Source organism: Amycolatopsis thermophila (assembly GCF_030814215.1).
GTDB lineage: Bacteria > Actinomycetota > Actinomycetes > Mycobacteriales > Pseudonocardiaceae > Amycolatopsis_E > Amycolatopsis_E thermophila.
Genome location: NZ_JAUSUT010000001.1, coordinates 23,968 through 37,238 on the forward strand (window position 1 = coordinate 23,968; position 13,271 = coordinate 37,238).

Below are 13,271 nucleotides of genomic sequence, written 5' to 3' on the forward strand. Positions count from 1 at the left end.
GCAGATAGGCTGGTACTGTTCCCGCCATGACGACGCGACTGTGGCACCGGATCCGCCACGTCCTCACCCCGCACCACCACGACAGCGCCGAGCGCTGGGACGACGCGCTCGAGACCAGCCGGTCCGGGGTCCGCGCCCTGACCTGGTCCTTCGCCGCGCTGTTCGCCACCGCGCTGGTGCAGTTGGCCCTGGTGCTGCTCACGGACTCGGTGGCGCTGCTGGGCGACACGATCCACAACTTCGCCGACGCGCTGACCGCGCTGCCGCTGGGGCTCGCGTTCCTGCTCGGCCGCAAGGCCGCGACCCGGCGCTACACCTACGGTCTCGGTCGAGCCGAGGACCTCGCCGGCGTGGTCGTGGTCCTGATCATCGCCGCGTCCGCCGCGTTCGCCGCCTGGGAGGCGGTCGGCCGCCTGCTCGACCCGCGGCCGGTGGAACACCTGTGGGTCGTCGCGCTCGCCGGGGTCGTCGGGTTCGCCGGCAACGAGCTCGTCGCGCGTTACCGCATCACCGTGGGCCGCCGGATCGGCTCCGCCGCGCTCGTAGCCGACGGCCTGCACGCCCGCACCGACGGCTTCACCTCACTGGCCGTCGTCCTCGGCGCCCTCGGTGTCGCGCTCGGCTTCCCCGCCGCCGACCCGGTCGTCGGCCTCGTCATCACCGTCGCCATCCTGTTCGTCCTGCGCGACGCCGCTCGCGAGGTGTTCCGCCGCCTCATGGACGGCGTCGAGCCCGCGATCGTCGACCGGGCCGAACGGACCGCCCGCGCCGTGCCCGGCGTGCAGGACGTCGCGGACCTGCGGATGCGCTGGATCGGCCACACCCTGCACGCCGAGCTCGCCATCCGCGTCGAGGCCACCCTCACCGTCGACGAGGCGCACCGGCTCGCCCACGAGGTCGAACACGAGCTCCGCCGGGCGACCCCGCGCCTCGCGGCCGCCGTCATCCACACCGAGCCCGCGGCGGTCCGCTCATGACCCGTCACCGGGGGAACGGCGCCGCGCGGCCAGCTCCGCGCGGGACCGGATGCCGAGCTTGGCGTAGATCCGGGTGAGGTGGTATTGCACCGTCTTGGTGGACAGGAACAGCTCCGCCGCGACCTCCCGGTTGGACAGTCCACTCGCGACCAGCTGGGACACCGCCTCCTCCTGGGGCGTCAGCTCGTCGAACCCGCGGTCGCCGCGCGGGGCGTGCACGCCGCCGGCCTTGAGCTCGCGGTCGCAGCGCGCCACGTAGGTGGCGGCTCCCAGTGCCGCGAACGCGTCGCGCGCCGTGGTGAACACGGTGTCCGCCTCGCGGCGTTTACCCGCGCGGCGCAGGATCTGGCCGTAGGCGAAGTTCACCCGCGCCAGGTCGTAGCGCAGCGGCAGGTCCTCCAGCAGGCCGACGGCCTCGTCGAACGCCGCCCGCGCGCCGTCCAGGTCGCCCCGCGTGCCCCGGAGCCGGCCGCGGGCGGCGCCCAGCCGGGCCCGCGCCGACGCCCGGTCCCGCTGTGCCGCGAGCCGCTCGTGCGGCACCAGGAACGCGTCCGCCTCGGCAGTCTTGCCCTCCAGGACCAGCGCGTGCGCGTACATCTCCGCCCACGGCCAGTACCCCGGCTCGTCGATGCTCCCGCCCGCCCACGGCAGGGTGAGCGGGCGCAGCGCGCGCAGCACGCCGGCCGAATCGGCGCGGGCTTCGGCGATCTGGGCGCGCGCCAGGCACGACGGCACGCGCATGATCTCGTAGTCCTGCGGCCCGGCGTCGGCGCGGCGCAACGCTTCCTCGGCCCGGTCCCAGTCGCCGCGCAGCGCGTGCACGGCGACCGTGGTCCACGCCAGCAGCGGTCCGGCCAGCACGATGCCGGAGCGGTCCAGCAGTGGCTCGGCCTCCGCGACCGTGCGCAGCGCGTCGTCCCACTCCCCCGTCACGAACTGCGCCCGCGCCAGCCAGCCCCGCGCCCACAGCGAGATCCGCGTCGAACCGCCCAGGAACGTGGTGGGCACCGAGATCTCCAGGTCGGTGCGCGCCTCGTCGATCGCGTCGACCATCAGGTTCAGCCAGCCCCGGCCCATCAGGATCCGCTGCGCCTGCGCGCCGTGCTGCACGCGTTCGGCCAGCGCGTCGTAGCCGGCCAGCGCCTCGTCCGCGCGCCCGCTGCCGGCCAGGCCCAGACCCCGGATCGCCGCCGCCTCGACCGCCGCCGGCGCGTCCGGCCGCACCAGCGAGATCGCGCGGTCGGCCCAGCGCACCATGTCCCCGGCCTGGCACCGGGACAGCGAGTGCAGCACGTAACGCTGGCAGATCAGAGCCGCCACCTCGGGCTCCCGCTCGGCGTTGACCAGGTCCCAGGCCCGGCCGAGACGGGTTTCCGCCTCGGCGGCGCGGCCGCGCACGATCGCCAGGTAGCCGAGGACGGCGTTGCGCAGCGGCGTCTCCCGCAGGCTCTCCACCGCCGGGACCAGGGCGGCCGCGGCGAACGCGTCGCCGGCGCCGATCAAGGCGTCCACCGCCCGGGTGAGCCGGCTTTCACGCAGCAGCCGGTCGTCGGTGAGGCGGCTGGCGTCGGACAGCAGCGACGCCGCCACACCCCAGGCACCTTCGGCGGCGCGTTCCGCGGCCAGTTCGTCGAGCCGGTCGGCGACCGCGGCGTCCGGCACCGGCGAGGCGGCGACGAGCAGGTGCATGCGCCGGACCGGGTCGTCGATGAGGTCCGCGGCACGCCGGTGCGCGTCCGCCGCGGCGGCCGGGCCCATGGCGGCGAGCACCGCGGCGCGCACCATCTCGTCCGGCGGGCCGGCCTCGGTCAGCCCGCGCGGGGCGAAGGCGACCAGCCCCGCGGCGCACGCCTCGTCGAGCAGGGGCAGCACGTCGGTGCCGATCCCGGCGAGCGACGCGGCGTCCCGCACCGCGGTGCCGGCCCCGAGCACGGCGAACGCCTCGGCCAGCCGCCGCGCCTCCGCGGAACAGGAATCCAGGCCCTCGCGCACCCGTGCGGCGACGGCGGCGGGTGCGGGCAGGTCGGGGTCGAACCGCGCCCACGTCGAGGGCGGCACCTCGGCGAGCAACTGCACGATGTGACGCGGGATGCCGCCGGTGTGCCGCCAGAGCCGTTCGGCCATCGAGGGGTGCAGCAGGACGCCGTGCGCGGCGGCGAGTTCACCGACCTCGGGCGCGGTGAGGGGTTCCAGGCGGATCGTGGTGGTCGCGGCGCGGTGCAGCAGTTCCAGCGTCGCCGCCGGGACGTGCGGATCCCCGCTCACGCAGGTGGCGACGACGAGTGGTCCGGATTCCCCGTGCCGGACCGCGGACACCAGTGCCCGCAACGATTCCGCGTCCGCCCACTGTGCATCGTCCACAATAGCCACTTCCGGCTCGCCGCCGAGCTGGCCGAGCACGCCGCCGCCGCGGCCGGTTTCCCACGGCACCCCGGTCGCGCGCCGCAGCCCGGAGCCGTGCCGCGCGGCGAACTCGTCGGCCAGCGCGGTGCGCCCGACCCCGGCCGGGCCCGTGACCAGCACGAACGCCGGCTCGTCCCGGGCCGCGGCGTTGTCCAGGACGGCGAGCGCGGCGGCGCGGGCGATCAGCTGCGGGCGACGGTGGACCACACGGCCACTCTAGGCCGACGCCACCCGCGCACTCACAGCTGAACCCCGCCCCGCGGATCCGGGCCGCCGGCACGGGCCCGCTCCAGGCGCCGCGCGCGCTCGGCGGCGAACGCCCTGCCCAGGCCGAGCCGCTCGGCGGGGGACACGGTGCGCCGCAGCTCGTTGAGCAGCCCCCGCTCCTCGCCGCGGATGTGCTCGTCCACGGCGTTCTCCAGGCGCAGCAACGCCTTCTCCCCCTCCGGCCCGGGCTCGGTGATCGCCCGGACGTCGGCGGAGACGTCCGGGCCGGGCTCGGACGGGTGGAGCACGCGCTCGGTCGCCGCGGCGTGCGCGGTCAGCAGCGCGGCCAGCTCGGCCGTCAGCAAATCCCGGTCCGCCTGCTCGTCCCGCAACCCGCGGAACAGCTCTTCGAGGCGGCGGTGGTCGGCCTGGACCAGTTCCGTCACGTCCGATCCCGGCGTCGCGGCGGGGGCCGGGCGGGTCCAGCCGAAGGTCAGCGCCACCGCCTGCCGCCACTGCGCGTACTCCCGCTCGCGCCGCGCCAGGTCCATCTCGGGCAGCCACTGGGCCGCGCGGTGCCAGTTGCGCCGCAACCCCTCCAGGTCCGGCCAGTACCCCACCGACAGCCCCGCCGCGTAGGCAGCGCCCAGCGACACCGTCTCGGCGACCATGGGCCGGACCACCGGCACGTCGAGGACGTCGGCGACGAACTGCATGAGCAGGTTGTCCGCGGTCATCCCGCCGTCCACCCGCAGGGTCGACAGCGCGAGGCCGGAGTCGGCGTTCATCGCCTCGACCACCTCGCGGGTCTGCCAGCCGGTGGCCTCCAGCACGGCCCTGGCGAGGTGCCCCTTGGTGATGTAGGACGTCAGCCCCGCGATCACCCCGCGCGCCTCGCTGTGCCAGTGCGGGGCGAACAGGCCCGAGAAGGCGGGCACGATGTAGCACCCGCCGTTGTCGGAGACCGTGCGCGCCAGCGTCTCGATCTCCGGCGCGCTGCTGATCAGCCCGAGCCCGTCGCGGAACCACTGCACCAGCGACCCGGTCACCGCGATCGAGCCCTCGAGCGCGTACACCGCGGGTTCGTCGCCGATCCGGAAGCCGACCGTGGTGAGCATGCCGTGGGTGGACAGCACCGGCGTGGTGCCGGTGTTGAGCAGCAGGAAGCTGCCGGTGCCGTAGGTGCACTTCGCCTCGCCCGGCGCGAAGCAGGTCTGGCCGAACAGCGCCGCCTGCTGGTCGCCGAGCGCGGCGGCGATGTCGATGCCCGGCACCACGCGGGAGGTCGTGCCGTACACCTCGGTCGAGGAGCGGATCTCGGGCAGCATCACGCGCGGCACGTCGAAGAACTCGAGCAGCTCGTCGTCCCAGGACAACGTGCGCAGGTTCATCAGCATCGTGCGGGAGGCGTTGGTGACGTCGGTGACGTGCACCCCGCCGTCGGGTCCGCCGGTGAGGTTCCAGATCAGCCAGGTCTCGATCGTGCCGAACAGCACCTCGCCGCGCTCGGCCCGCTCCCGCAGCCCCGGGGTGTGCTCCAGCTGCCAGCGCAGGCGCGGCGCGGAGAAGTACGTGGCCAGCGGCAGCCCGCACAACCGGCGGACCCGGTCCGCGCCCGGCTCGCGGGCCAGCTGGTCGACCATCCCGTCGGTGCGGGTGTCCTGCCAGACGATCGCGCGGCCGACCGGGACGCCGGTCCGGCGGTCCCACAGCACGGTCGTCTCGCGCTGGTTGGCGATGCCCAGAGCGGCGACCTGCCCGGCCTCGATCCCCGCGTCGGACAGCGCCTGCGGGACCACCCGGCCGAGGTTGCGCCAGATCTCGACGGCGTCGTGCTCGACCCAGCCCGGTCGCGGGAAGTGCTGCTGGTGCTCGCGCTGGGCCACCGAGACCAGGCGCCCACGGGCGTCGAACAGGATGCACCGGGTCGACGTCGTGCCCTGGTCGATCGCCATCACGTAGCGCTGCACCATGCGGGCGGCCTCCTCGTCACCGGGATGCGACGAGGTCGCGGGACACCGCCCGGGCCGCGTCGCGGACGTAGGCGAGCAGCCGCGGTTTCGGGCTCCCGCCGGGTTCGCAGATCCGGTCCTCCGCGCCGGACACGCCGATCGCCCCGACCACGATGCCACCGTGGCCGCGGATGGGCGCGGCGATCCCGGCCTCGCCGGGGACCAGTTCACCGCGCTCGCCGGCCCAGCCCGCCCGGCGGACCTCGGCGAGCGCGTGTTTGATCGCCGCCGGGGTGACCAGCGTCCGGCGCGTGTAGGACTCCGGCTCGCCGGAGCGCCACGACGCCGCCAGCGCCGCGTCGTAGGCCAGCAGGACCTTGCCCAGCGCGGTCGCGTGCGGCGGCAGCAGGGCGCCGACGTCGAGGGTCTGCGGGGTGTCGTCCGGGCGGAAGACGTGGTGCACGACCAGCACCCGCCCGTCCAGCGGCGCGCCGATGCGCACCGTCTCCCCGCTGCGGGCCGCCAGCGCGTCGGCCCAGTTGATGGCCCGCGAGCGCAGCTCGTTCACGTCGAGGTAGCTGGTGCCCAGGTGCAGCAGCGCGGCGCCGAGCTGGTACTTGCCGGTGTCGCGGTCCTGCTCGACGAACCCGACGCCGGCCAGCGTGCGGAGGATGCCGTGCGCGGTGCCCTTCGCCAGCTCCAGCGACTCGGCGATCTCGGCCACCCCCAGCCGCCCGGAGCCGCGCGCCAGCAGCCGCAGCATCGCGGCGGCGCGCTCGATGGACTGGATGGGACCCGGCACAGGCGGGACCCTAACCGACCGGCGGCCGTTCGACAATGTCGAACCGCGCCCCGGAGTGTTCGACAATGCTGACCGCGGCGCGTTGCCCCGGTCTCACCCGCGGTCGTAGCTTCGGCGGACCAAGGGGGGAAACGGTCCTTTGTGGAGGAAGCAATGACGCGAAGCCTCAAGGCGCGCGGGCTCGGTGGCGAACTCGCCGCCGAGTTCGTGGGCACGATGATCCTCATCCTGTTCGGGTGCGGGGTGGTGGCGCAGGTCGCGGCCGCCGGTATCGGGGACCACGACAGCATCGCCTGGGCCTGGGGACTCGGCGTGACGCTCGGCGTCTACGTCGCCTCGCGGGTCAGCGGCGCCCACCTCAACCCCGCGGTCACCGTCGCGCTGGCCGTGTTCCAGGGGTTCTCCTGGCGCAAGGTGGCCCCCTACGCACTGGCCCAGACCGCCGGTGCGTTCATCGCCGCGCTGCTCGTGCGCTGGAACTACACCGAGGTCCTGCACGCCGCGGACCCGGGGCTGACGATCAAGACCCAGGGCGTGTTCTCGACGCTGCCGGGCAACGGCACGCTGCCGGTGGGCGACTGGGGCGCCTTCCGCGACCAGGTGATCGGCACCGCGATCCTGGCCCTGGTCATCTTCGCCATCACCGACCTGCGCAACACCGCGCCCGCGGCGAACCTCGGCCCGGTCGTGGTCGGATTCCTGGTGGTCGCGATCGGCATGGCTTGGGGCACGAACGCCGGTTACGCGATCAACCCGGCCCGCGACTTCGGCCCGCGCCTGGCGTCCTGGCTCACCGGCTACGACACCGCGTGGAACGACCAGTACGGCAACCCGTACTGGTGGGTCCCGATCGTCGCCCCGCTGATCGGCGCCGTGATCGGCGGCGGCATCTACAAGTACTTCATCAGCCGCCACCTGCCCCGCAGCGAGGACATCGGCCCCGCCAAGGCCCTCGAGCCGTCCGCCTGAGTTCACGAAGGAGTGACCATGCCCGATTTCGTCGGTGCCGTCGACCAGGGCACGACCAGCACCCGATTCATGATCTTCGACCACGGCGGCAACGAGATCGCCCGCCACCAGCTCGAGCACGAGCAGATCCTGCCCCGGCCGGGCTGGGTGGAGCACAACCCGACCGAGATCTGGGAGCGCACCCGCGCCGTGATCGCGAGCGCGCTGACCAAGGCGAACCTGACGGCCGGCGATCTCGCCGCGCTGGGCATCACCAACCAGCGCGAGACCACCGTGGTGTGGAACCGCCGCACCGGCCGCCCCTACACGAACGCGATCGTGTGGCAGGACACCCGCACCGACCGGATCGCCTCCGCGCTCGAACGCGGCGGCCAGGGTGACGTCATCCGGCGCAAGGCGGGCCTCCCCCCGGCGACCTACTTCTCCGGCGGGAAGCTGCAGTGGATCCTGGAGAACGTCGACGGCGTCCGCGCCGACGCCGAGAACGGGGACGCGCTGTTCGGCACCACCGACAGCTGGCTCATCTGGAACCTCACCGGCGGCACCGACGGCGGGGTGCACGTCACCGACGTCACCAACGCCTCCCGCACCATGCTGATGGACCTGGAGACGCTGGACTGGGACGACGAGCTGCTGTCGTTCTTCGGCATCCCCCGGCGCATGCTGCCGGAGATCAAGTCGTCCTCGGTCCACTTCGGCACCACCCGCTCCGACGGCCCGCTCGGCGGCGAGATCGCGATCACCGGTGTGCTGGGCGACCAGCAGGCGGCCACCGTCGGCCAGGTGTGCTTCCGCCCCGGCTCGGCCAAGAACACCTACGGCACGGGCAACTTCCTGCTGCTCAACACCGGGCACGAGCTGGTGCGCTCGAAGCACGGGCTGCTGACCACGCTGTGCTACCGCTTCGGCGACGACAAGCCGGTGTACGCGCTGGAGGGTTCGATCGCCGTCACCGGGTCGGCCGTGCAGTGGCTGCGCGACCAGCTGGGCATCATCAGCGGCGCGTCGCAGAGCGAGACGCTGGCCCGGCAGGTCGACGACAACGGCGGCATCTACTTCGTCCCCGCGTTCTCCGGCCTGTTCGCGCCGTACTGGCGTTCCGACGCGCGCGGCGCGATCGTCGGCCTGACCCGCGCCACCACCAACGCCCACCTGGCGCGGGCGACCCTGGAGTCGATCTGCTACCAGACGCGCGACGTCGTGGAGGCGATGCAGAACGACTCCGGCGTCCCGCTCGACGTGCTGCGCGTGGACGGCGGGGTCACCGCGAACGAGCTGTGCATGCAGCTGCAGGCGGACATCCTCGGCGTGCCGGTGTCCCGGCCGGTCGTCGCCGAGACCACCGCGCTCGGGGCCGCCTACGCGGCCGGGCTGGCCGTCGGGTTCTGGCGGTCGACCGACGAGCTGGAGCAGAACTGGAACGAGGACCGGCGCTGGGAGCCGTCGTGGAGCGACGCCCAGCGCGCCGAGGGGTACGCCGGCTGGCAGAAGGCCGTCGGACGCACCCTCGACTGGGTCGACGTCGAATAACGATCGCAAGGAGAAAGCCGTGCCCCAACCCCTGTCCCCCGCCTACCGCGGTGACGCCCTGCGGCGCCTGGCCAACGAAGAGTTCGACGTGCTCGTCGTCGGCGGCGGCGTGACCGGCGCCGGCGCCGCCCTGGACGCCGCCTCGCGGGGGCTGTCCGTCGCGCTGGTGGAGGCCCGCGACCTCGCCGCCGGCACGTCGAGCCGGTCGAGCAAGCTGATCCACGGCGGGCTGCGGTACCTGGAGCAGCTGGACTTCAAGCTGGTGCGGGAGGCGCTGCGCGAGCGCGCTCTGCTGTTGCGCACGCTCGCGCCGCACCTGGTGCGCCCGGTGAAGTTCCTGGTCCCGCTCAAGCACCGGGTGTGGGAGCGCGGCTACATCGGCGCGGGGGTCACGTTGTACGACACGCTCGGCGGGGCGCGGGCGCTGCCGCGGCACCGGCACCTGAGCCGGCGCCGCGCGTTCGAGGTGGCGCCCGGCCTCGCCGAGGACGCGCTGATCGGCGCGATCCAGTACTACGACGCGCAGGTCGACGACGCCCGGCACACGATGATGATCGCGCGCACGGCCGCGGACCAGGGCGCCGCGGTGGTGACGCGCGTGCGGGTCACCTCGCTGGCCCGGGACGGCGAGCGGGTCACCGGCGCGACCGTGGTCGACCGCGAGAGCGGCGCGGAGATCACGGTGCGGGCCCGCAGCGTGATCTCCGCGACCGGCGTGTGGAGCGACGACATCGCCGAGGCGGCGGGCATTCCGGCGCCGTTCCACGTGCGCGCCTCCAAGGGCATCCACCTGGTGGTGCCGCGCGCGAAGATCGACCTGGACACCGGGTTGATCCTGCGCACCGAGAAGAGCGTGCTGTTCGTGATCCCGTGGGGCCCGCACTGGATCGTCGGGACCACCGACACCGAGTGGGACCTGGACCGGGAGCACCCGGCGGCCAGCCGCGCGGACGTGGACTACGTGCTCGACCACGTCAACGCCGTGCTGCGCGAGCCGCTCACGCACGACGACATCGAAGGTGTCTACGCCGGGCTGCGGCCGTTGCTGGCGGCCAAGGCGACCGCGACCACCAAGCTGTCGCGGGAGCACGCGGTGGCGCACCCGGTGCCCGGTCTGGTGGTGGTGGCCGGTGGCAAGTACACGACGTACCGCGTGATGGCGGCCGACGCGGTCGACGCGGCGATGTCCGATGTGGACCGCCCGGCGCCGCCGTCGTGGACCGACCGGCTGCCGATCGTCGGCGCGCGGGGGTACGAGAAGGCCTACGCCGGCCGGCACGAGCTGGCGCGGCGCGCCGGATTGCCGGTGTCGCGGATCGAGCACCTGCTCGGCCGGTACGGCACCGCCGTCGACGAGGTCCTGGCGCTGACCGCGCAGCAGCCCGAGCTGGCCGGGGAGATCCCGGGCGCGCCGGAGTACCTCAAGGCGGAGGCGGTGTACGCCGTGACGCACGAAGGCGCGCTGCACCTGGAGGACGTGCTGACGCGGCGGACCCGGATCTCGATCGAGCAGCGGGACCGCGGGCTGGCCGCGGCGCCGGTGGTGGCGGATCTGATGGCCCCGCTGCTGGGGTGGTCGGCCTCGCGGCGGGACCGCGAAGTGGCCCACTACCGGGCCCGGGTGGACGCGGAGCGCGCGGCGCAGGAGGCCCCGGACGACGCGACGGCGAACGAGAGCCGCCTGGCCGTGCCCGCCCTGCTGGGCTGACACCGCGCCCCGGGTGATCTCCCTGAGGGGTGGGATCACCCGGGGCACCGGGGGTGTCAGCCGAGGTCGCCGCCCGCCACCGGCAGGACTGTGCCGGTGATGTAGGCGGCCTCGTCGGAGGCGAGGAACGTGATCGCGGCGGCCTGCTCGTCGAGCGTGCCGTAGCGCTTCATCAGCGACGAGTTCACCGTCTGGTCGATGTGGGCCTGGAACCAGGCCCGCTCCTGCTCGGTCTCCAGGGCCGAACCGCCGCGGCTGATCCGGCGCGGTGGCGCTTCGGTGCCACCGGGTGCGGTCGCCACCACCCGGATTCCCGTGCCGGCGTATTCGAACGCCAGCGAGGCCGTGATGGCGTTGATCCCGCCCTTCGCCGCCGAGTACGGGATGCGGTGGATCCCGCGGGTCGCGGCCGACGACACGTTCACGATCACCCCGTGCCCCCGCGCGGCCATCGACGGCAGCGCGGCGCGGCACGAGTACAGCGTCGTCATCAGCGACCGCCGGATCTCGGCGTCGATCTGCGCCGGCGTGAACTCGGTGAACGGCTTGAACCAGATCGCCCCGCCCACGTTGTTGACCAGCACGTCGATCCGGCCGTACCGGGCGATCGCCGCCTCGGTCACCGCCTGCGCGCCCTCCCACGTCTCCAGGTCGGCGAGCACCGGCAGGGCCTCGCCGGTCAGCTCGTCCGCCACACCGGTGACCAGGTCCGACCGGTCGGCCAGGACGACGGTGCCGCCCTCGGCGCTGATCCGGCGCGCGACCCGCTCGCCGATGCCCTGCGCGGCACCGGTCACCACCACGACCTTGCCGTCGAACCGGCCGGGGCTGAGGAACCTCGGCCGCCGGGCGGCCTTCGCGTCGTCCATCGCCCGGCGCATCGTGATCTTCGACCGCTCGGCGTGCTCGGCGACCAGGCGGCGCGCGGTCTGCCGGTCGCCCGCCTCGAACGCGGCCACGATGTCCAGGTGGTCCTGGGTGCACCGGGGGTGGCACCAGGTGGCGTCGCGCAGCGTCTCCTCCATGTGCCCCTTCACGCCGAGCGCGCGGTAGGCCTGGAGCAGGTGCTCGTTGCCGGTCTGGGTGAACAGGTAGTCGTGGAACGCGGCGTTGGTCTCGGTGTACGCGGCGGCGTCGACGAACCGGTCACCGTCCACATAGGGCACGCATGCCTCGGCCAGCAGCCGGTACCCGGCGAGCTGCCGCGAGGTGAGCCGGCCGATCGTGATCTCCACCGCGCCGAGCTCAAGGGCCTGCCGCGCCTCGAACACGGCATCCGACTCGTGCACCGACGGGTGCTCCTCGCCGATCTCGTAGCACCCGGGCCCGGTGAGCGGGGCGATTTCGGCGGGCGGCAGCATCTCCTGGCCCGCGATGGAGCGGGCCGCCACGGGAGCCGCCGTGTCGCCCGGGTCGAGCGCCCCGCCGGTTCCACCGGGCCAGACGGCCTGACCGGCGATGGTGCGCTTGGTCTGTCCGTCGTCGGCGACCGGGCCCGTCCCGCGCAGCGGTTCGATTTCGGTGGCCGGGAAGACGGTCTGCCCGGCCACGGCCCGGCCCGCCCCCGCCGGTTCCGGCGAAGGGGACGAAGCCGGATCGGCGGGGGCGGCCGGGACCTCCGGCGCGGCGGGCGCCGGGGCCAGGACAACCGGAGCCGGCTCGGGTTCCGGCGGGGCGTCGGGCTCGGGGGCGGCCTCCGTCTCCACCGCGGACGGCGCGGCGGAGAGCGCGAACTTCTCGTAGTAGAACCCCGCGGGCTCCACCCCGGCGTCGGCGAAGTGCTTGCGCACCGCCTCGACCATCGGGGGCGGGCCGCACAGGTACACGGCCACGTCGCCGCCGTGCAGGTGCTCGTCGCGGATCAGGGCGGTCACGTAGCCCTTGTTCGGCGCCGTGCTGTCCGGGTCGGCGACGCAGTAGTCCCAGGTCAGCCCCTCGACCTGGTCGGCCAGCCCGGCGAGGGTGTCCAGCTCGACCAGGTCGTCGTCGGTGGTGACGCCGTAGATCAGGTGCGCCGGGCGGGCCGACCCGCAGGCCCGCATCGCGCGCACGATCGACAGGATCGGAGCCAGCCCGGTCCCGCCGGCGAGCAGCAGCACGGGCCGGTCGGCCTCGCGCAGGAAGAAGCTGCCGTTCGGACCGGTGAACGTCAGCGCGTCCCCCGGCGCGGCGCGCCCGGTCAGGTAGTCCGACATCACGCCGCCCGGCGTGATCTTCACCAGGAACGTCAGCTGCTTGTCGTCCGGCGCGTTGCTGAACGAGTACGACCGCGTCTGCCCGGTGCCGGGCACCTCGATGTTGACGTACTGCCCGGGCAGGAACGCGAGCTTGTCCCGGTCCGGCGTTTCCACGGTCAGGGCGAACGTGGTCGGCGACAACCGGTCCAGCGCGGTGATCGTGCCGGTGTACGTCGCCGCCTGCGTCTTCGCCACCGCCGACGTGCTGGCGATCTGCAGCACCAGGTCGGAGCGGGGCTTCATGCTGCACGGCAGGACGTACCCGCGCGCCGCCTCGTCGTCGGACAGGGCGTCGGAGATGTAGGTGCCGCCGTCGTACTCACCGGACTCGCAGAACGCCTTGCACGTCCCGCACGCACCGTCGCGGCAGTCCAGCGGGATGTTGATGCGCTGCCGGTACGACGCGTCGGCGACCGTCTGGTCCGGCTCGCACGTGATGAAGCGGGTGACTCCGTCCTCGAAGGACAGTGCGACCTGGTGGGTCAT

8 protein-coding genes are annotated in these 13,271 nt (G+C 73.9%); 4 read left to right on the plus strand and 4 right to left on the minus strand.

Annotated features, from left to right (window positions below; all coding sequences use genetic code 11):
• Nucleotides 1–26 precede the first annotated feature (26 nt).
• Nucleotides 27–977 carry a cation diffusion facilitator family transporter gene (locus FB470_RS00145; protein ID WP_306987697.1) on the plus strand — a complete coding sequence of 317 codons (951 nt, stop codon included), beginning with the start codon at nt 27–29 and terminating at the stop codon, nt 975–977.
• On the opposite strand, the gene FB470_RS00150 is transcribed toward FB470_RS00145, so the two are convergent.
• From FB470_RS00150 to FB470_RS00160, 3 genes are read right to left on the minus strand one after another with little or no spacing between them, the layout of a single operon-like run.
• A complete protein-coding gene (locus tag FB470_RS00150) occupies nt 972–3,587 on the minus strand; it encodes a LuxR C-terminal-related transcriptional regulator (RefSeq protein WP_306987699.1) in 2,616 nt (871 codons plus the stop codon). The two genes, FB470_RS00145 and FB470_RS00150, sit on opposite strands and share 6 nt — an antisense overlap.
• A 32-nt stretch (nt 3,588–3,619) precedes the next feature.
• A complete protein-coding gene (glpK, locus tag FB470_RS00155; protein ID WP_306987700.1) occupies nt 3,620–5,560 on the minus strand; it encodes a glycerol kinase GlpK in 1,941 nt (646 codons plus the stop codon).
• Nucleotides 5,561–5,576: 16 nt separating this feature from the next.
• Nucleotides 5,577–6,341, minus strand: a complete 765-nt coding sequence (locus FB470_RS00160) for an IclR family transcriptional regulator (RefSeq protein WP_306987702.1) — start codon at nt 6,339–6,341, stop codon at nt 5,577–5,579.
• Between the two features lie 153 nt (nt 6,342–6,494).
• Between FB470_RS00160 and FB470_RS00165 the strand changes: the two genes are divergently transcribed.
• Genes FB470_RS00165 through glpD form a run of 3 tightly spaced genes read left to right on the plus strand, consistent with a single transcriptional unit; the run spans nt 6,495 to nt 10,548 of the window.
• Entirely contained in the window at nt 6,495–7,310 is an 816-nt protein-coding gene (locus FB470_RS00165; RefSeq protein ID WP_306987704.1) for an MIP/aquaporin family protein, read from the plus strand.
• A gap of 18 nt (nt 7,311–7,328) precedes the next feature.
• Complete coding sequence (gene glpK, locus FB470_RS00170) at nt 7,329–8,840, plus strand: glycerol kinase GlpK (protein WP_306987705.1); 1,512 nt, start codon at nt 7,329–7,331, stop codon at nt 8,838–8,840.
• Nucleotides 8,841–8,859: 19 nt separating this feature from the next.
• Nucleotides 8,860–10,548, plus strand: a complete 1,689-nt coding sequence (glpD, locus tag FB470_RS00175) for a glycerol-3-phosphate dehydrogenase (protein ID WP_306987707.1) — start codon at nt 8,860–8,862, stop codon at nt 10,546–10,548.
• Nucleotides 10,549–10,604: 56 nt separating this feature from the next.
• Here glpD and benC read toward each other — a convergent pair whose 3' ends face one another.
• On the minus strand, nt 10,605–13,271 hold the full coding sequence (benC, locus tag FB470_RS00180) for a benzoate 1,2-dioxygenase electron transfer component BenC (protein WP_306987708.1): 2,667 nt from the start codon (nt 13,269–13,271) through the stop codon (nt 10,605–10,607).

Coding starts and splice junctions, on each gene's coding strand:
- FB470_RS00145 (WP_306987697.1), top strand. CDS start 27: ATGACGACGCGACTGTGGCACCGGATCCGCCACGTCCTCACCCCGCAC.
- glpK (WP_306987705.1), top strand. CDS start 7,329: ATGCCCGATTTCGTCGGTGCCGTCGACCAGGGCACGACCAGCACCCGA.
- benC (WP_306987708.1), bottom strand. CDS start 13,271: ATGACCCACCAGGTCGCACTGTCCTTCGAGGACGGAGTCACCCGCTTC.
- FB470_RS00165 (WP_306987704.1), top strand. CDS start 6,495: ATGACGCGAAGCCTCAAGGCGCGCGGGCTCGGTGGCGAACTCGCCGCC.
- glpK (WP_306987700.1), bottom strand. CDS start 5,560: ATGGTGCAGCGCTACGTGATGGCGATCGACCAGGGCACGACGTCGACC.